General features: G+C 38.0%; 17 protein-coding genes and 1 pseudogene. 8 read left to right on the top strand and 10 right to left on the bottom strand.

Annotated features, from left to right (window positions below; translation table 11 throughout):
• Positions 1-323: 323 nt before the first annotated feature.
• The 5 genes from BN202_RS02775 to rpmH all read right to left on the bottom strand — a co-directional run bounded on the left by BN202_RS02775 (position 324) and on the right by rpmH (position 4,276).
• A complete protein-coding gene (locus BN202_RS02775; protein ID WP_019219009.1) occupies positions 324-1,016 on the bottom strand; it encodes a glutathione S-transferase family protein in 693 nt (230 codons plus the stop codon).
• 140 nt (positions 1,017-1,156) lie between these two features.
• Positions 1,157-1,804, bottom strand: coding sequence for a ribosome biogenesis GTP-binding protein YihA/YsxC (yihA, locus tag BN202_RS02770; RefSeq protein WP_019219008.1), 648 nt, complete (start codon positions 1,802-1,804; stop codon positions 1,157-1,159).
• Positions 1,805-3,643: a membrane protein insertase YidC gene (gene yidC / locus BN202_RS02765; protein WP_019219007.1), complete on the bottom strand. Its 1,839-nt coding sequence runs from the start codon at positions 3,641-3,643 to the stop codon at positions 1,805-1,807.
• Positions 3,633-4,025: a ribonuclease P protein component gene (gene rnpA, locus BN202_RS02760; RefSeq protein WP_019219006.1), complete on the bottom strand. Its 393-nt coding sequence runs from the start codon at positions 4,023-4,025 to the stop codon at positions 3,633-3,635. Before rnpA ends, yidC begins: the two co-directional genes overlap by 11 nt.
• Before the next feature lie 116 nt (positions 4,026-4,141).
• The gene (rpmH, locus tag BN202_RS02755; RefSeq protein WP_005864709.1) at positions 4,142-4,276 is read right to left on the bottom strand and encodes a 50S ribosomal protein L34; all 135 of its coding nucleotides are present in this window, start codon (positions 4,274-4,276) and stop codon (positions 4,142-4,144) included.
• Positions 4,277-4,891: 615 nt separating this feature from the next.
• On the opposite strand from rpmH, the gene BN202_RS02750 reads away from it, so the two are divergent.
• From BN202_RS02750 to BN202_RS02725, 5 genes are all read left to right on the top strand, one after another.
• Positions 4,892-5,983 (top strand): Mrp/NBP35 family ATP-binding protein, encoded by a 1,092-nt coding sequence (locus BN202_RS02750; RefSeq protein WP_019219005.1) that lies wholly within the window; start codon positions 4,892-4,894, stop codon positions 5,981-5,983.
• A gap of 940 nt (positions 5,984-6,923) precedes the next feature.
• Positions 6,924-7,811 carry a 16S rRNA (cytidine(1402)-2'-O)-methyltransferase gene (rsmI, locus tag BN202_RS02740; RefSeq protein ID WP_019219002.1) on the top strand — a complete coding sequence of 296 codons (888 nt, stop codon included), beginning with the start codon at positions 6,924-6,926 and terminating at the stop codon, positions 7,809-7,811.
• A 4-nt stretch (positions 7,812-7,815) separates the two neighbouring features.
• Positions 7,816-8,184, top strand: a complete 369-nt coding sequence (locus BN202_RS02735) for a YraN family protein (RefSeq protein WP_034987084.1) — start codon at positions 7,816-7,818, stop codon at positions 8,182-8,184.
• A 107-nt stretch (positions 8,185-8,291) separates the two neighbouring features.
• Positions 8,292-8,537 (top strand): hypothetical protein, encoded by a 246-nt coding sequence (locus BN202_RS02730; protein WP_019219000.1) that lies wholly within the window; start codon positions 8,292-8,294, stop codon positions 8,535-8,537.
• Positions 8,538-8,593: 56 nt separating this feature from the next.
• On the top strand, positions 8,594-9,385 hold the full coding sequence (locus BN202_RS02725) for a pyrroline-5-carboxylate reductase (RefSeq protein WP_019218999.1): 792 nt from the start codon (positions 8,594-8,596) through the stop codon (positions 9,383-9,385).
• 764 nt (positions 9,386-10,149) lie between these two features.
• On the opposite strand, the gene BN202_RS02720 is transcribed toward BN202_RS02725, so the two are convergent.
• Genes BN202_RS02720 through BN202_RS02710 form a run of 3 tightly spaced genes read right to left on the bottom strand, consistent with a single transcriptional unit; the run spans position 10,150 to position 13,532 of the window.
• A complete protein-coding gene (locus tag BN202_RS02720; RefSeq protein ID WP_019218996.1) occupies positions 10,150-11,811 on the bottom strand; it encodes an electron transfer flavoprotein-ubiquinone oxidoreductase in 1,662 nt (553 codons plus the stop codon).
• Between the two features lie 3 nt (positions 11,812-11,814).
• Positions 11,815-12,735, bottom strand: a complete 921-nt coding sequence (locus tag BN202_RS02715) for an electron transfer flavoprotein subunit alpha/FixB family protein (RefSeq protein ID WP_019218995.1) — start codon at positions 12,733-12,735, stop codon at positions 11,815-11,817.
• A 50-nt stretch (positions 12,736-12,785) separates the two neighbouring features.
• Positions 12,786-13,532, bottom strand: coding sequence for an electron transfer flavoprotein subunit beta/FixA family protein (locus BN202_RS02710; RefSeq protein ID WP_019218994.1), 747 nt, complete (start codon positions 13,530-13,532; stop codon positions 12,786-12,788).
• Positions 13,533-14,105: 573 nt separating this feature from the next.
• On the opposite strand from BN202_RS02710, the pseudogene BN202_RS02705 reads away from it, so the two are divergent.
• From BN202_RS02705 to BN202_RS02695, 3 genes and pseudogenes are all read left to right on the top strand, one after another.
• A pseudogene (locus tag BN202_RS02705) lies at positions 14,106-14,925 on the top strand (hypothetical protein).
• Positions 14,926-15,084: 159 nt separating this feature from the next.
• On the top strand, positions 15,085-16,005 hold the full coding sequence (locus tag BN202_RS02700; RefSeq protein ID WP_019218992.1) for a sulfite exporter TauE/SafE family protein: 921 nt from the start codon (positions 15,085-15,087) through the stop codon (positions 16,003-16,005).
• Between the two features lie 2 nt (positions 16,006-16,007).
• On the top strand, positions 16,008-16,817 hold the full coding sequence (locus BN202_RS02695) for a TIGR02186 family protein (RefSeq protein WP_019218991.1): 810 nt from the start codon (positions 16,008-16,010) through the stop codon (positions 16,815-16,817).
• A gap of 22 nt (positions 16,818-16,839) precedes the next feature.
• On the opposite strand, the gene BN202_RS10240 is transcribed toward BN202_RS02695, so the two are convergent.
• Both BN202_RS10240 and BN202_RS09890 read right to left on the bottom strand, forming a co-directional pair.
• Positions 16,840-17,121 (bottom strand): DUF6460 domain-containing protein, encoded by a 282-nt coding sequence (locus BN202_RS10240; RefSeq protein ID WP_019218990.1) that lies wholly within the window; start codon positions 17,119-17,121, stop codon positions 16,840-16,842.
• A gap of 45 nt (positions 17,122-17,166) precedes the next feature.
• On the bottom strand, positions 17,167-17,307 hold the full coding sequence (locus tag BN202_RS09890; RefSeq protein ID WP_019218989.1) for a hypothetical protein: 141 nt from the start codon (positions 17,305-17,307) through the stop codon (positions 17,167-17,169).
• Between the last annotated feature and the right edge of the window lie 669 nt (positions 17,308-17,976).

Below are 17,976 nucleotides of genomic sequence, written 5' to 3'. Positions count from 1 at the left end.
GCTATTATTGTCTATTTGCTCGCTTTTTGTTGCTGCTATAGTTCTCATATTAAAAAATAGGAGAACTTAAAATCTTTATCTTAAATGATTTTATCCACATGCTCGTCTCGTTAAAAATATGCAAGAAAATGTTGTTTGTTTCGTCATAAAGTAAAGCTAAAATGAAAGAGTATTTTGTATTTAGAGATCTCTTTTAAGATCTTGGAGACGAGATATTATTTTTATAAATCAATATGTTATTGAATGCTGTATAGGATTTTATGGGTGTAGAGCAACGTCTCTTTGAATAAAATATTGCTTTTACTTTTGTTTAACAGAGATACTTAGAAATCAAGATCCGTATAATGAGGACTTGCTACAATGCCTCGAATGCGATCTGTTAAAAGAGCACGGAAAGAAGGCCGCGATTTAATTCGCATATACCAGTCTTTGGCTGCCGGTGTTGGTTCCCAGTCAATTTCTCCTAGAAAATCAAGGACAGAAACAGCAGCTGCTGCTGCGAGATCCGCATAGGATAGTTCAGAGCCGACTAACCAGTCGCGAGATGCACAGAGCCAATTGAGGTAGTCCATATGGGGTGAAATATTGGCACGTGCACTGCGTAAAATTTGTGAATTGGGAGCTCCGCCGCCAATAGCTAGCGGCATTTCACGTTTATAGATTCGTTCTCGTACAATATGGCGCGTAGCCTCAGTTTCAAGTTTATTTAAAAACCAGTCATTGAGACGGCGTACTTCAGCACGACCTAAGGGATTTTCCGGAAAGAATTTATTCTCTTGTCGTAAACTCCCATGTGTTTCATCTAAATATTCATAGATAACAAGAGCTCCTGATAATGGAACTTCATGTTCATCAAGAAGAACAGGCACATGTCCAGCTGGATTGAGCGCGAGAAATTCATGTCTTCTAGCCCATTCATGTTCTTCAATAAGTTGTGGGACTATACCATATTCTCCAAGAATAAGGCGTATAAAACGAGAGGCAGAAGACAGAGGAGAGTGAAACAGTGTTAGCATAATCTTAAAATATTAAATAGAGTTGATCAGAATTCTTTCAAGTAATAGAAATTTTATAAAGGCGCTTTACTGCAAGTACAAGATTATTAGCAGAAGCTCGCAGTTATGTTTAATAAACTCTTAAAAAATAAAAATATGTTTTATACTGTGATTGCTTGTAAAATGGCGGTACGCAATTCCTCCAAACCAAATGCTTTTTCTGAAGAGGTTACAAGAAGTTCAGGGTAAGCTGCGGGACGTTTGAGAAGTTTTGTGTTTGTGGTTGTTATTAATTTTTCAAGGTCGTTTGATTTGATTTTATCACTTTTCGTGAAAACTATTTGATAAGAAACAGCCGCTCTATCAAGAAGATCGAGAACATCTGCATCATTTTTTTTGATTCCATGGCGTGAATCAATCAACACATAAACGCGTTTTAATGTTGTACGACCTCGTAAATAGCTAAAAATCAAATTTGTCCATGCATCGACCAGACTTTTAGGAGCTGCAGCAAAACCATATCCTGGCATATCTACTAGCGCTAGAGGGGGAAGATCACCTTGTTGTCCACTGAAACCATCGGGTACAAAGTAATTAAGTTCTTGCGTCCGTCCTGGTGTGTTTGAAGTCCGCGCCAAACCTTTTTGTTGGACGAGGGCGTTGATTAAAGATGATTTCCCAACATTAGAACGTCCTGCAAAAGCAATTTCTGGTGGCCCTTCAGGTGGAAGAAAGCTTATTTTCGGCACACCACGAATAAAAATCCAATTGCGAGAAAAAATTCCAGAAAGGGAAGAATCTCTTGTCATTCATTGCGCTTCTTTTTTTGGGGATTTTCCCCAAATAGCTTTAAGATTATCGAGAAGCTCAATTTTTATTCCTTGACGTTTCATCATGATCGCTTGTTGGATTATTGACAATATATTGTTCCATGCCCAATAGATGACAAGACCAACAGGAAAGGATGCAAGCATAAAAGTAAAGATAACGGGCATCCACGCAAAGATTATCGCTTGTGTTTGGTCTTGAGGGGATGGATTCATACGCATTTGTAAAAACATTGTTATCCCCATAATCAAAGGCCATGCACCAATCATAAAGAAGGTTGGTGTTGTATAAGGCAAAAAGCCAAACAGATTAAAAACAGAAGTTGGATCTGGGGCTGCTAGATCTTTGATCCAGCCAAAGAAAGGTGCATGCCGCATTTCAATAGTAATATAGAGAACTTTATAAAGAGCAAAGAAGATTGGAAATTGAACCAACATGGGCCAACAGCCGGCAAGAGGATTAATTTTTTCAGTTTTATACAATTCTATTATCGCTTGTTGTTGTTTGGTTCGGTCATCTTGGTATTTTTCTTTTATTTCCAGCAACATCGGTTGTATAATTTTCATGCGTGCCATAGATTTATAGGATTTATTCGCTAGTGGGAAAAGAAGCGTTTTCAAGAGCACTGTCACAAGAAGAATGGCGATACCGAAATTACCTGTTTGTTTGTAAAGAATATCAATGAGAGAAAACATTGGCTTGGTAATGAAATCAAACCAACCCCAATCGATCAAAAGAGCAAACTTTTTAATTTCTAGGTCATTTTGATAATGATTAATGATTTCAACTTGTTTTGCACCAGCAAAAAGACGATTTGTCACGCTCTTTGTTTCATTGGGAGCAATCGTTAAAAGTGATCCTAATAAGTCAGACTGATAATGTGTCTGCAAGCGATCAAAGTAAACAAAGCGGCTTGTATATTCTGTATCTTGGGGGGGAATAACCGCTACAGCCCAATATTTATCAGTAATACCAATCCATCCCCCAGTTACTTTGGAAAAAGCTATAGTTTTTTGGCCATTATGAGGATTTGGCTCAAGTTCAACTAAAGTTTTGTATTTTTCAGTCTTGAGTGTGTCACCGGCGATAGCTATCATGCCTTCATGAAGCAAATAGGTTGCATTTGTATGTTCTGGTGGAGCTGCACGTGCAACACGCGCATAGGATGAGAGGTATATAGGTTTATCTCCCTCATTGCTGATCGAATCCACAATGGTAAACATATAGCGCTCATCAACGGAAAGAACCCGGCGAAAGATTTGTCCCTGTCCGTTATTATAAATTAAGGTGACGGGGGTTGAAGGCGTTAGCGTTGTATTGTCTCCTTCTATTTGCCATTGTGTATCGGATTGTGGCAAGGCATCTGCTGGCAATGATGAACTGGCAAAACCAAATTCAGCAAGGTAGGTTGTTGTAAAACCTTTGGGATTGAGTAAAGCGATTTCCGGTGATTTCTTATCGACTGTTAAGCGATATTTTTTGAGAAGAAGATCATCAAACTGTGCGCCAACAAGGTTAATAGAACCTTCAAGTTCATTCGTTTTAATAGCAATACGATTTGTTTTTGCTAATACAGCATTACGGACTTCAGGAGTCATTTTATGTTCAATCATCGGTGTTGATTCGTGTACTGATGCTGTATGAGAAGAATGTGTAGCGGGGGTAGAAACTGCTGATTGCTGTTTCGACAATTGTTGTTGTGCAATGACTTGTTGTTTTTGTAATTCAGCTTGTTTGGGCGCAACGTGAAGAAATTGCCATGCAAAAAGCACGATAAAAGATAATCCAATGGCTATAAAGAAATTGCGGTTATATTCCATTCGTACACCCCTGTGGCCGTTGCTGATGTGTTATTTTTGGTTTTATTCGTCTATTTAATTCACTGATCAAAGATGTAAAAGGTACGTGAAGCACATCAGGACGCGCAACAATGACATAGTCTGTTCCTGCTTCCATGTTGTTTGTTAAACCAATCCTTACTGCTTCACGCAGACGCCTTTTAATACGATTGCGTTTGACAGCATTGCCATTCTTACGTGTAACTGTGAAGCCCACACGTGCAACAGGAGGAGATTTCATTTCTGCTGTTTGTTCACGAGATTTCACTTCAAGTAAAAACAGACGACCACGTCGCTTTTCCCCTGTGCGTGCAGCCAAAAAATCTGCTCTCTTGCGAATGCGGCATGGATGTTTTTTTTTCATAAAAAACGTTTCGCAATCTCACTCCATACCTGTTTATAGGTATTAGAAGTTCAAAACAAAAGCTTCACAACGGTAAAATGATGAGCAATACTCAACTGCTGTGAAAATTTAAACAGTTAAGCGGATAAACGCTTACGTCCACGAGCACGCCTTGCAGCGATCACTTTACGGCCACCAGCCGTTGCCATACGTGCACGAAATCCATGGCGGCGTTTGCGGACAAGTTTAGATGGTTGGTAAGTACGTTTCATTTATTTCAATACCGCGGAGTGCGGCCCTTCTTAAATTCTATGGCAATTATGCACTAGATGAACAGTCTTATCCTCTTATACAAATGCTAATCCATAAGGAAAAACATAAAAAAAGTCAATCGTAGATTATTTTCTTGCTCTGTAAAAATCTGCCGTGGGTGTGTATTATATTCGTAATGCTTTAAAGTTTGAAGAAAATAATCATTGGTTACAATGATTCAATTGGCCGTTATTTTTTAATATAGCAAAAGTGAATACTCAAGCTATTCAAAGCGGGGAAAAGAATCATAATTTGTTGTTGTATGATTATCGTAAAGTGTACTTGTTTTATAAGCATAAGAAGTTTTCTCAATTTTAGCTCTTTAGGAATTTGGTATAAAATTCGTGGTGTTATTGTAAGAAAAATCGGTTTTATGAAATTTTATAGAATTATAGAAGATTTTATGCGTGCCTTTTTTATTTGGGTTGGTTTCATGTGTTAAAAAAGATAAGCTATCAATATTTAGGCTTTAATAATATCGTTTTTTAAAAAGTATGAAATTTCAGGTGATCACGTGGATGTGTTTTGGGGCTTTATTGCTATATTTTCTGGCATTTATATAGAGAGGAAAGAGCGTGAATCCTATTACAAGTGAGGCTATTCGCCATGCGTTATATAAAGTTAAAGCGCCGGATTCTGAAAGCGATATTGTATCATTGGGGCTTCTTTCAGAGATATTAATTGCTCATGGAAAAGTTTTTTTTTCCATTACAGTTCCCGATGGGCGTGTACAAGATTGGGAATTCTTGCGCCGTACTGCTGAAGAAGTGGTATGCGCTATGGAGGGCGTTGAATCTGCTGTTGTCACGCTTACGGCAGAAAAAAAACCGAAACTCTCTTCTCAGACACATAGAAATACAGTTTTTTCTGCATCAAAACGTAGAAGTGGATTGCCTGTAAAAATGCCGATAGAAGGTGTAAGGCATGTGATTGCTGTTGCTTCTGGGAAGGGAGGGGTTGGTAAATCTACAATGGCGATCAATATCGCTTTAGCTTTGCAAGATTCTGGTTTTAAAACAGGTTTGATGGATGCAGATATCTATGGTCCATCTTTACCACGTTTAACAGGACTGGTTAATCAAAAACCACAACTCATTGATGGAAAAAAGCTTCAACCTCTTGAAAAATTTGGTCTTAAGTTAATGTCGATGGGATTTTTGGTTGAAGAAGAAAAGCCGGTGGTATGGCGTGGTCCTATGGTGATGGCAGCTGTGACACAATTGCTTAGAGATGTTTTATGGGGGCCTTTGGATGTTTTGGTGGTTGATATGCCGCCAGGTACAGGGGATGCACAATTGACACTTGCTCAGCAAGTGCAGTTGACGGGTGCATTGATTGTTTCTACTCCGCAGGATCTTGCCTTGGTTGATGCGCGTAAAGCGATAGAAATGTTCATGAAAGTCGATGTTGCTATTTTAGGGCTCATTGAGAATATGAGTTATTTTATTGCTCCTGATACGGGGAAACGCTACGATATTTTTGGTTATGGTGGTGCACGTGCAGAAGCAAAACGCCGAGGGGTTCCTTTTTTAGTAGAAATGCCGCTTGATGCGGCTTTACGGTGTTCTTCAGATGATGGCGTGCCAATTTTTGTTGCTCAGCCTGATGGGGAGTATGCTAAGCTTTATCGTGTGATTGTGGAGCAAATAAAAAACAAATTTTCTTAAAATTTGCTAAGAGATAATGATTTACAACATAAAACATTATTTTGTTGGTGATTTTCCTGTGTGAAGTTCTCATTCTTAGATCGAATCCGCTCAAGATTAAAGAAAAGCACAACCGATTAGGCAGTTGAATGATTTATTTAAGGGGCCCTAAACTATATAGATCCAGAGATAATGCACAGAGGTAGAGAAAAGGAGATATTAGTATTTTCGTCAAAGATAAAAGATGGCAAAACAGCAAACATTTAGGAAAAATTGTATAAATTGTAAAAGGTTTTCCAAAAGATGGTTTTAAAGAAACCGATGAAAGAAAATGTCACTGTATTTTAAGGTTGTGTATTCCATAACAAGGTAGTTCATTTGGGGGCAAAAAGTCCTTTTATCTATAGGATTAAGGATATTCATCATAGTATTGTAAATCTTGGGGAGAAATTTGCAAAATTTCAAAATTTTAAGAGTGCTTGTGTGCTTTTTAACGATAATGAAAGCCGTTATTAGTGGTACTAAGAGGGGTGATGTATATTTACTGGGGACTGTTTTTAAATAAGGTGGATCTTTGAAAAGTAGGTTATGGAAATGATTTGGGAAATTTTACTTTAAAAGGGTGGAAAAAAGGTGAAAAAGAGGGATGAGCAAACCGCGTTTTTTGGTTTTTGCTGGAGAGGTTTTGGGGGCATAGGGGTTGATATGGCGGATCGCACTGGTCATTTGTTGTGTGGGAAGCGGTAGTGATGATCAAAAAGGTGTTATAACGTTTGAAATAAAGCATGGAAGGTTTGAGTATTTCATCTTATTGTGGCTTGTGGCACGCGTGGTTATTAGGGCTTTTGATTTTTTCCTGTTGGCAAAGAGGCTTTGGCAAAAATGAGCGGTTTATGGATAAAAATTTTCGCTCGGATTTTGTAAAGAGGAAAGAGGGAGACTTTGAGTATGAAAGAAATTCATGGGTGAGAAAGTATATTTTATAGGTGGGCATGCTTATTCTGCACCCTTTATAGAACCAGCACTTTATCTTGTGGCAACGCCTATTGGAAATCTTGCTGATATCACTCTTCGTGCTTTGCAGGTGCTTGCGGGAGTTGATATTTTAGCTTGTGAGGATACACGGGTAACACGTGTTTTGTTGGAACGCTATGGTATTGAGAAAAAAACCTTTCTTTATCATGAACATAATGCAAAAAAGGCAGGACCAAAGTTATTAGCGGTTTTAGCAGAAAATAAAAGCGTGGCACTTGTATCCGATGCAGGGACACCGCTGATTTCTGATCCGGGATTTCGTTTGGTAGAAGAAGCACGTAAAGCCGGTTATAAAATTGTGCCAATTCCTGGTGCATCAGCTCTTTTGGCGGCTCTCATTGCAACTGGGCTTCCTACCGATAGTTTTTTCTTTGCTGGTTTTTTGAGTGCGCGCAAGATACAGCGCCAAAAGCGATTGGAACAATTAAAAGCTATTCCGGCAACGTTGGTTTTTTATGAATCACCCCATCGTCTGGTTGAGTCTTTACAGGATATGGTTTCTCTTTTTTCTGCTGATCGTCCTGCGGCAATCTGTCGTGAATTAACAAAAAAGTTTGAAACAGTGGATGTTTCCAATTTAGGAAATTTGTTGGAAAGTTATAGGAAACAGGAGCACATTCGTGGGGAAATTGTTGTGCTTGTTGGGCAAGCACTTTCCTCTGTGCAAGTGATGAGTGATCAAGAAGTGGATGATATGTTATTGGAATTGGCAGGGACGCATTCTGCTGCTCAGGCAGCAGCGTTGGTAGCAAAAAAGACCGGCTTAAAAAAACAAGAACTCTTTCAACGGTTAAATGTTTTAAAAAATGCGTGAACTTATGCAAAAAGAGCGCAGGCAAAAGTCTTTTTACCGAGGGATTCGTGCAGAAAAATGGGCTGCTTGGTGGTTGCGTTTCAAAGGGTTTCATATTGCTGAAATTCGTTTTAAAACAAAATGTGGTGAAATTGATTTAATTGCGCGGCGGGGAAATCTTGTGTTAATCGTTGAGGTAAAGGCACGACCAACATTGGTTGAAGCAATGGCTGCAGTTTCTCGGGTGAATGAGAGGCGCATTGAGGCTGCTGCCGATATTTGGTTGGCGCGACAAAAAGATCGCGCTCTTTTGTGTGTACGCTTTGATTTGATTGCAATTTTACCGTGGCGTTGGCCGCAGCATATTCCAGCATTTTTTACATCTGATAAATAAGAGTTTCTATACTGTTTCAACCATGGTAAATGAGTAATATTTCGTTTTTATGGAGCACATGAGATAAACAAACTGTGCAACAATTTAAGTGCTATGAGGAGCAAAATATGGATGATTACGAAAAATTTGCGACGGGTTTATTAATTGTTTTTGGAGCACTGATTATTGGTGGCTTAATGGCAATGCATATTGTGCTTATGAATAAACCAGGTTTTTTATTTGCATTAGCGGCAGCTATTGTTGGTTGGTTTTCTGCTTTTGCGGTTCTTTTTGATAAGCCTAAAGCTTATTTGCTCTTGATTATTCTTGCTATGCTCTGTGTTGCTTCCTCAATTGGTGTTTATGTTAGTTAAAATCTATGAACTGTTGGTTGAGCTCCCTTTAAAATTGTTAGAAATGAGGAATAGAAATGAAGATTGGCTTTTTGGGTACGGGTAAAATCAGTGCTTCAATGGTCGATGGTTTAATGAGAAGCAAATTTGATGTTTCTTCTGTTATTATTTCACCACGCAATGCACAAAGAGCAGAGCAGCTTTCACATCATTATGATAAGGTTGTAATTGCTGAAAACAATCAAGCATTGCTGGATATTAGTGATTGTGTTTTCCTTTGTTTGCCCAATCAAATTGCCGAAGAAGTTTTGTGTTCTCTTCGTTTTCGTCCAGAACAGCTTGTTGTTTCCGTGCTCGCCATGGCAAAAGTAACAGAAGTTGAAGAATGGATTAACCATAAGGTTTATCGTGCTGTGCCATTGCCGTTTGTAGCAGAATGCAAAAATTTAACGCCGATTTATCCTGATCACCCATTTTTGCGAAATTTATTTGATGCTTTGGGAGGTACATTGGTGTTAGAGGCAGAAGAGCAGTTTAATCTTTTCATGACGGCTGGTTCACTCATGGGGGTTTATTTTCATTTTATAGATACAGCGCATCAGTGGTTTATAGCGAAAGGCTTAAAGAAGCAGCAGTCGGCAGATTTTCTTGCTATGATGTTTGGAAATCTTACGGATGAAATGCGTAAAATTATAGCGGCAGAGAGTTCTGCAGCCCTTGATTTTGCAATGCTTGAGAAAGAATTTTCAACGAAGGGGGGAACGAATGAGCTTTTGTCAAATTGTTTTTCTCGCCAAGGGGGACGGGATGCTTTAATCACGGCTCTTGAGACCACTTTGCAAAAAATAAATGCTCCGAAAAAGACTTAGTCAATATTTCCTTATCTTAATCTTATAAGAGTGATATTGCGTGTTTTTTATGAGATGAACACAGATCTATGACATTGTTTGCTCTCTCTTATTTTTTAAGCGCAAGCAGATCGATAGTCAGTTTTTCTACGGTTGTCAGTTGATTTATAAAAGACAATTCATTGTTTTGGGGTTGAATAAACAGATTGAACACAGAAAGCTTCTTTCTTTTCGATCTCTCTTAAATCGTGAAGAAAAAACTATTTGTTTTTACTCTCATAAGATAGATCAATCTTTTAAGAAGTGCGTAATATGTTTCTTATAAATGCTTTCAAATACAGAGGGAGCCAATATTTCAGTTGGTAAATTGGTAAAAAAGAATGAGAGTGTTAACTTATCCTTTCATGCATGCAAAAGATCATTACGCTTGGTGGCTTTCGTCCTCGCTCTTTAAAGATATTGCGACGACTGTTTTTTCAGCTCTTAAAGCCTGAATGAAAAAAATAGTGAAGATGGGTGATGATTTGTCTTTATAGTAAAATGGCAAAAATGCCTTCGTGGTTACTTTGTTCTTGTACATAAAAGTTTTTCATAACAGCATATTATTTCGCTGATAAAAAAAGTGATGCATGGTGTGGAAACATTTTATTGTAAAATTTGCATAAAAGGTGTTTTTTTATGAAAGAACAGGTGCATTGAAGATATTGTATGGGATTTTGATTTGAGAGGAAGAGCTCTTATTGCCTCTGTTTTATAAGCTCTCATTCTATTAGAATGAATCATCATTACATATTGAGATAAAGTGGTCCCTCATTGCCTTGCGGACATGTCCAATTGATGTTTTGGTTAGGATCTTTGATGTCGCAGGTTTTACAATGTATACAGTTTGAAGCATTGATCACATAAGTTTCTTGATCATTATGCTCTAGCCATTCGTAAACAGCAGCAGGACAATAGCGCGTAGAAGGTCCGCTATAGACTGCATATTCGGAGTCTTTTTGCTTTTCTAATGAGGCTATTTTTAAATGACAAGGTTGGTTTTCTTCGTGATGTGTATTGGAAAGCGCGACACTGGAAAGGCGGTCAAAGGTTACAATACCATCTGGTTTTGGGTAGATGATGGGTTGAAATTTTGCTGCTGGTTCAAGACATGCATAATCTGCCTTTCCATGGGAGAGTGTTTTAAAGAAGGAAAATCCGAACAATTGTTGCCACCACATATCAAGCCCGGCAAGCTTCATTCCATATTTTGTGCCATATTTTACCCAAAGGGGTTTGGCATTGCGTACTTGATAAAGATCTTTGCCAATGGGACCTTGGCGCCAATGTTCTTCGATTTCTATGACTTCATCATGGGCGCGACCTTGCGCAAGAGCACTAGCGATTTTATCGGCGGCTAATATGCCAGATAAGATGGCATTGTGTGATCCTTTGATACGAGGGACATTAACAAAACCAGCAGAACAGCCGATTAATGCTCCCCCTGGAAAGGATAGTTTTGGTACAGATTGCCAACCGCCTTCGCTAATGACGCGTGCTCCATAGCAAAGGCGTTTTGCACCTTTGAAGATTTCATAGAGTTTGGGATGTGTTTTAAAACGTTGGAGCTCTTCGAAGGGAGAAAGATAAGGGTTTTTATAATCTAAGTGCACAACAAAACCGACAGAAATTAAATTGTTTTCTTGGTGATAAAGAAAACCGCCACCACCGGTATCATTGTCTAAGGGCCAACCGGCGAAATGTTGAACTAAACCACATTGGTGTTTTTGAGGATCAATTTCCCACAGCTCTTTGAGACCGAGACCAAATTTTTGTGGTTCACGGTTTTTGCTAAGATCGAATTTTTGTATCAGCTGTTTTGCTAGGGAGCCACGTGCTCCTTCGGCAATAAGAGTATATTTTGCCAATAAAGCCATACCAGGCATATAATTTTTTCCAGGCGCTCCATCTTTGTTAAGTCCCATATCAGATGTGAGAACACCAATGATAGCTCCGTGATCGTTCTCTAGGGTATCTGATACGGCAAAACCAGGATAGATCTCAACACCAAGCGCTTCGGCTTTTTTGCTAAGCCAACGGCAAACACTTCCAAGTGAAACGATATAGCATCCATCATTTGATAAGATTTTTGGGCGAAGAACATTGGGAAAGAGTGAGGCATTTTGTGGCTTTAGAAAAAAAAACTGATCCTTGGTGACAGGTGTTTTGAAGGGATGATCATGTTCGTTTCTCCATTCTGGTAAGAGTGTATCAATACCAATGGGATCAACAATTGCACCAGAGAGAATATGTGCACCAACTTCTGCGCTTTTTTCAACGATTGTGATAGAAAGGTCAGGGTTCACTTGTTTTAGGCGAATTGCAGCAGAAAGTCCTGCTGGTCCTGCTCCGACGATGACTATATCAAATTCCATGCTTTCACGCTGGTGATGCGAAGGTGCATTCATGGTTTATAAGGCTTTCTCCAACTCTGGAATAATTTGGTGAAGATCAGCAACAAGGGCATAATCAGCAATTTGCATGATGGGGGCTTCTGCATCTTTATTAATCGCAACAATAATTTGTGCGTCCATTACACCGGCTAAATGCTGGATTGCACCGGAAATGCCAACGGCGATATAGAGCTCAGGGGCAACGATTTTGCCCGTTTGTCCAATTTGCCAATCATTAGGAGCATAGCCTGCATCAACGGCTGCACGGCTGGCACCTAAAGCCGCTTTTAGTTTTTTTGCAAGGGGGAGAAGGAGTGCCATAAATTGTTCTTGTGAACCAAGACCACGTCCGCCTGAGATGATAACACGTGCTGAGGTAAGGTCAGGGCGATCAGTTTTGCTGGTTTCTGCTGTTATAAAAGTAGAGAGGTTCGGATTGGGGGCTGGTGTTATTGTTTTAAGGGGAGCTGTGTTATTTTGGAAAGGTGTTGGTGGGAAAGAGGCTGTGCGAACTGTGATCACCTTTTTATGATCATGGCTGCGTACAGTTTCAAGTGCATTGCCTGCATAAATTGGTCTTTTGAAGGTATCTGGTGCAAGGACTGCAATAATATCTGAAATTTGCATAACATCAAGAAGAGCAGCCACGCGCGGCATGACATTTTTGCCAGTGCTGGTAGAGGCAGCCATGATCACATCATAATCATTTGCTAAGTTGATAATTGTATTTGCTATAGGTTCGGCAAGTTGATGTGCTAAGTAATCTGCTTCAGCAATAAGGACTTGTCGCACACCCGCGAGTTTTGCTGTGTTTTCAGCAAATTTTTGCACCTTTGTTCCACAAATCAAAATATCGATATCATTGCTAATTTCAAGAGCAGCAGTGAGCGCTTTGGCGGTTTCCTCTGTATGAGGTTCGGCTAATAAAAGAATTGCCATAAGTTTTTGCCTTTTTACACAGTGTTGTTTTTAATCTAGATTATTGAATATTAAATGCGATTTGTTTGTTTTAGTGCATTGACCAGTTCTTCTACATTTGCCACTTTTATACCAGATTGACGCGGTTTGGGCTCTTCAACGCTCAGGATTGTTAAGCGTGCTTGTGTATCTATGCTAAGATCAGCAAGTGCCTTTTTTTCAATGTTTTTCTTTTTTGCTTTCATAATATTGGGCAGAGAAGTATAACGCGGTTCGTTTAAGCGAAGATCAGCAGTCATGATTATGGGAAGAGGGAGTGAAAGGGTTTGGGTACCATTATCGACTTCGCGGATAACAGTTGCGTGTCCATTTTCTATGTGTAAGTTTGAGGCAAAAGTTGCTTGCCCCCAACCAAGAAGAGCCGCTAACATTTGTCCAGTTTGATTGCTATCGTCATCAATAGCTTGTTTTCCCAAAAAGACCATATCTGGTTTTTCTTCATGAACAATGACTTTAAGAATTTTAGCAATTGCTAAGGGTTCAAGCGTTTGTTCTGTCGTTATAAGAAGGGCGCGATCCGCTCCCATGGCAAGTCCTGTTCGTAAAGTTTCTTGTGCGGCTTCTGGTCCAATTGAAACAAGAACAACTTCTGAAATGTTACCGGATTCTTTTTGGCGGATTGCTTCTTCCACAGCTATTTCGTCAAAAGGGTTCATAGACATTTTTACGTGGGATAGATCAACGCCTGTGCTATCGGATTTGACGCGTATCTTGATGTTATAATCAACAACACGTTTGACAGCGACAATTATCTTCATGATGATCCTCTTTGTTTGTATGATGATAAGTTTATAGTAATAATGATAAGAAACCAAATTGTTTAGAAAGCAATCCCACTTATAATTAGCTTTCTTATGATATAAGCTTTTTCAACTTTGCTTGTTTTTTATCATTGTTATTCATTTCTCTTATGTGCACTTTCATCATTGCTACCTTCTCTTGAATTAAAAGTAAAAACAAGGAACATTTATTTCAAGTGAATGTCTTGTGTTATAGTTTACAAAAACAGTTTTAAAAGAACCTAAAATAAAAGAAATACAGAATGGTAAATGATATCAGAATAAGCACAAAATATCTTTTTTCGTTCCATTGGTGAAGTTAATGAAGGCAATGGCTCTATAATGGCAAAAAGAGAAACAAAGCAAAATGGTAAAATGCTTTCTTCATTGAAATTTTGAGAATAGAAAAAATAAAGATCATTTATTGAAATGCTTTGAAAGTTCTTAAAGCTCTATTTACTAAAATAGAGCACACTTTCCTATTATTTATGCGATTCTTTGCAGAAAATTAAGAGAGCGTAACATTTATAAGCACAATGAGGGGTAGCGTTTTTGAATAGAAAGAGTCATACTGTAGAGAAGATTGAGCAAGATAAAACCCCTTTTTTTGTTGTTGAGCAAAAAGAAAAAGTGGGCACGTCTGCCGAAGTCACTATGTCAGACATTGCTAAAAAATTACGCTCTGTTTATGCACAAATGCAGATGAAACATTCACCTGGCCATGTGACTTCACAAAGTTTTGTCGAAGAGAATTTTAAATCTTATTTGGATGATATTAGTCGAGCAATTTTGGCTGAGTACTATATGCGTCGCCAAAAAGAAAAAAAGCTTTTTGAGCATTTAGAGCAAATTAAAATGCTTCTTCAGAGTTTGCATAGCGAAAAAAAGAGCTTAGAAAAAGCAATGGTAACACGGCGTATGGCTGGTTCAAAACCGCTTGATTCCGTTGTGCAGAAACTTGCTGATATGGGAAGGGAAGAGAAACAAGAATGCTCTTTGCTCCAAGAGGGATCAAACTTTTCAAAACAAAACGATATAACTTCAAGCCAAAGCAATTTGGCAAAGGTCGTGCAACAGGTGAATAAAAACTCTTTGCCAGAGGATGCTACAAAGTCTTTTTCAAAAGAGGCTGAGAAAATTGTAAAACCTTCTACAAGAGAAGAAAGTTGTTCTGATGTTCAAACATCTGGTTGTTGCGGTGAGAATGATTGCGTTTCTCCCTTAAATACAAAATCCCAGAGAAGGTTCTTTTTTTAGGTTCTCCTCTGAAAATTTTTTTCGGTGTTTTTTAATCATTGCATTTTTGGCAGTGATAACGTTATGCTTTTATAGCTTTTTAAGAGGAGCGCATTTTTTAAATTTTTGGGGTTGATTAAGTGACATGAGATATGTTGCAAATTTATAATTTTATAAAGCCTAATTTTATAAAGACCATGTCTGGCATTTAAAAATCTCTTTTCAAATATGCGCAAAAACTCTGGAGAAGGAGCTTATGAGAGAGGGCTCTCGAATTATCTTGAAGGTTTTATAAGTGAGTATTTATTTGCCAATTGCTGAAATGTCGCTCAATATGCTGATTTTGATTGGTATGGGAGTCGTTGCAGGATTTTTTTCAGGTCTTTTTGGTATTGGTGGTGGTTTTCTTATCACACCTTTATTGATTTTTTATAATATTCCTCCTGCTATTGCTGTTGGAACAGGAGCTAATCAGATGATTGCATCATCTGTGACGGGAGCAATTACACATTTTAGAAGACGCACCCTTGATATTAAACTTGGGATTTTTTTAGTGATTGGAGGGGGGATGGGCTCTTTAATCGGAATTCAGATTTTTTCTGTTCTAAAGAAATTGGGACAATTGGATCTCATGATTTCATTGCTTTATGTGATACTTCTTGGCAGCATTGGAAGCTTGATGATTATTGAAAGTTGGCGCGATATGATACGCCAGCGCAAGGCAGAAAAAGTCAATATTCGTTTTGCTGGTAGACATAATTGGATTCATCGTTTGCCTTTAAAAATGCGTTTTCGCACATCTATGATTTATGTTAGCATTGTTCCAGTTTTAGCGATTGGTCTCATTGTTGGATTGTTATCTTCTATTATGGGAATTGGTGGTGGTTTCTTTATGATACCGGCATTGATTTACCTACTGCGAGTCCCAACCAGTGTGGTAATTGGAACCTCCCTTTTTCAGATTACGTTTGTTTCTTCTTTTACCACAGTTTTGCAAAGTGTGACTCATCAGTCTGTTGATATTGTTTTGGCTTTTTTATTGATGATTGGGGGCAGTATTGGTGCGCAATATGGAACACGGGCTGGACGAAAGTTAAAGGCTGAACAATTGCGTATGGCTCTTGCGTTTTTAGTGTTGATTGTCTGTATGCGTCTTGCTTTTCAATTATTTATACGCCCTGATAATCTTTTCTCTCTGAATATTTTTATGAGATAAAAATGGGTAGATTATTTTCTTTATGCGTCATTGTAGGCTGCTTTTGTATCGTTTCTTTTTCTGCTTTAGCACATGTTGGCGCGAAAGCCGCATTCATTGATCCTGTTCATCATGAAACCATCCAAGTTATTGTAACAACAAATAGAATTACGGTTGATGCGCATTTCGATGGTCGTGATCTTTATATTGCTGGTGTTTTAGAAAATATTGATCCGTTATATTCTCGACAAAATCCCTATGATGTTGTTGTAAGCTTGGAGGGACAAGCGCGCCCAATGGTTATGCGGGAAAAAAAACGCAATGCTGGTGTTTGGGTGAATGCAGATTCCCTTATTTTTAAAAATGTTCCTCTTTTTTATTCTATGGTCACAACACGTGCGATTGATGAGATTGCACGTGTTGAAGAGTATAAACGCTTGGGTCTAGGATTATCCTATTTGTTCCTGCAGACGGATGAACAAGATCAGAAGAAGGTACAAATCTTTCGTAATGAATTGATAAAATTGCAAACCGCAAAAGATTTGTATCATGAGGAAGTAGGTGGCGTTCGTTTTGGCTCTGGGGCGCTTTTTACAGCATATTTTCGTTTGCCAGCAAATATCCCTGTTGGGCATTATCAGGTTCGTGCTTATCTTTTTCGCAATGGACAGTTTATTGATAGCACAACCACAACTCTTGAAATCGTTAAAGCACATATTGCTTATACAATTTTTCATGCAGCTCAAAAGCATAGTTTCTTATATGGTGTTTTTGCAGTGATTGTGGCTATGAGTACAGGCTTCTTATGCCGTTTGATTTTTCGAAAAGATTAGTGAGAAAGAAACGTTAAGACTTTTATTTTTTATGAAGGATGCGTAAAATAATAAAAATAGGTACAACAATGATAGCTCCCATCATGGTGAGATAGTAGAGGTCTGCAAGAGTTATAAATCCTGTTTCCCAGAGAGATTTAAAAAATTTTATTATTCTGTGCATAAGCCCTCTAGGTGTCCAACCAAAAAAGTTCATTATGATGCCAACGAGGAATGAGAGGGCAAGCAATTTTAGAGTAACATGCCTTGATGTTCCTCCAAGAAATCTATGAAGAGAAGTGGACAATTTTTTCTTTTGGTTCATTTTTTATACTTTGGAATATTTTGTGCTCTTGTTGCATAATATACATTAAAAAGAAAAAATAGCATTTTTTTTATTGTTTTTTCTTACTTCTCTTTCCAGTTTACCACCTTGTAATACTGGGGTGACTTCTGCACTGGTTGCTGAAACGCGTTCATGTTCTGTTGGCATTTTTCGAGATTCTTTCATAGTATTCCTTTTATGAATTTATGGGGAATTTTATAAAATTTCGACGTCTTGTATAACGGTGAAAGTTTTTTAATACGTCGAATATGCTATTATAAATTAATTATGTTGTGTATAGAATGTAACTTCAAGACATCCTATTTGGGAGAAAAATATTCGCCCTGACAAAATATATATAGATATTAAACGTAGATATTTCAATCTACAAAGAAATAATAAATTTGTTTGTTAGAAAAACAGATGCAATAAAGAGAGCAGAATTTAGTCTTTTTAGAAAGAGCGGGGGATTTTAAAATGTGTTGTTGAAGAAAATTTAGTTATATGCAGATACATGGAATATGAGTTTCTTGTGTTGCTAGTGTTTCACATTATATCTCCTTTGCTTAAAAGATGTGAGGTGCTAGGATTTATCTTTTGGTTTGACTTTAGGAAAATGCTTAAATTTCCTTATGAGCAAGGATACAAGTGGCCATTATTAGAAACTATGCTTATGAGGATTATCAAAATATTGAATTATGATTAAGGCTTTTAAACCAACCGAAGTTGATTCTTTGAAGACTCTTTTTAGAAAGTTGTAAACAGATTTTTAAAGAAAAAAGTCCTGTTTGATGAAAAAAAGAAAACTTTTGCCTTAGTCTTATATGTCCCAACTTATAGGTGTTATGACATTAT

The organism is Bartonella florencae, from assembly GCF_000312525.1.
Classification (GTDB): domain Bacteria; phylum Pseudomonadota; class Alphaproteobacteria; order Rhizobiales; family Rhizobiaceae; genus Bartonella; species Bartonella florencae.
Note: the sequence above shows the minus strand (reverse complement) of the source record. Positions and strands in the feature narration are given on the sequence as shown.

Excerpts from the sequence above, each read along its gene's own strand:
- BN202_RS02720 (WP_019218996.1), bottom strand. The coding sequence starts at position 11,811 with ATGAATGCACCTTCGCATCACCAGCGTGAAAGCATGGAATTTGATATA.
- BN202_RS02710 (WP_019218994.1), bottom strand. The coding sequence starts at position 13,532 with ATGAAGATAATTGTCGCTGTCAAACGTGTTGTTGATTATAACATCAAG.
- rpmH (WP_005864709.1), bottom strand. The coding sequence starts at position 4,276 with ATGAAACGTACTTACCAACCATCTAAACTTGTCCGCAAACGCCGCCAT.
- BN202_RS02735 (WP_034987084.1), top strand. The coding sequence starts at position 7,816 with ATGCAAAAAGAGCGCAGGCAAAAGTCTTTTTACCGAGGGATTCGTGCA.
- BN202_RS02775 (WP_019219009.1), bottom strand. The coding sequence starts at position 1,016 with ATGCTAACACTGTTTCACTCTCCTCTGTCTTCTGCCTCTCGTTTTATA.
- BN202_RS02715 (WP_019218995.1), bottom strand. The coding sequence starts at position 12,735 with ATGGCAATTCTTTTATTAGCCGAACCTCATACAGAGGAAACCGCCAAA.
- BN202_RS02725 (WP_019218999.1), top strand. The coding sequence starts at position 8,594 with ATGAAGATTGGCTTTTTGGGTACGGGTAAAATCAGTGCTTCAATGGTC.
- BN202_RS10240 (WP_019218990.1), bottom strand. The coding sequence starts at position 17,121 with ATGAACCAAAAGAAAAAATTGTCCACTTCTCTTCATAGATTTCTTGGA.
- rsmI (WP_019219002.1), top strand. The coding sequence starts at position 6,924 with ATGGGTGAGAAAGTATATTTTATAGGTGGGCATGCTTATTCTGCACCC.
- yihA (WP_019219008.1), bottom strand. The coding sequence starts at position 1,804 with ATGACAAGAGATTCTTCCCTTTCTGGAATTTTTTCTCGCAATTGGATT.
- BN202_RS02730 (WP_019219000.1), top strand. The coding sequence starts at position 8,292 with ATGGATGATTACGAAAAATTTGCGACGGGTTTATTAATTGTTTTTGGA.
- yidC (WP_019219007.1), bottom strand. The coding sequence starts at position 3,643 with ATGGAATATAACCGCAATTTCTTTATAGCCATTGGATTATCTTTTATC.
- rnpA (WP_019219006.1), bottom strand. The coding sequence starts at position 4,025 with ATGAAAAAAAAACATCCATGCCGCATTCGCAAGAGAGCAGATTTTTTG.
- BN202_RS09890 (WP_019218989.1), bottom strand. The coding sequence starts at position 17,307 with ATGAAAGAATCTCGAAAAATGCCAACAGAACATGAACGCGTTTCAGCA.
- BN202_RS02695 (WP_019218991.1), top strand. The coding sequence starts at position 16,008 with ATGGGTAGATTATTTTCTTTATGCGTCATTGTAGGCTGCTTTTGTATC.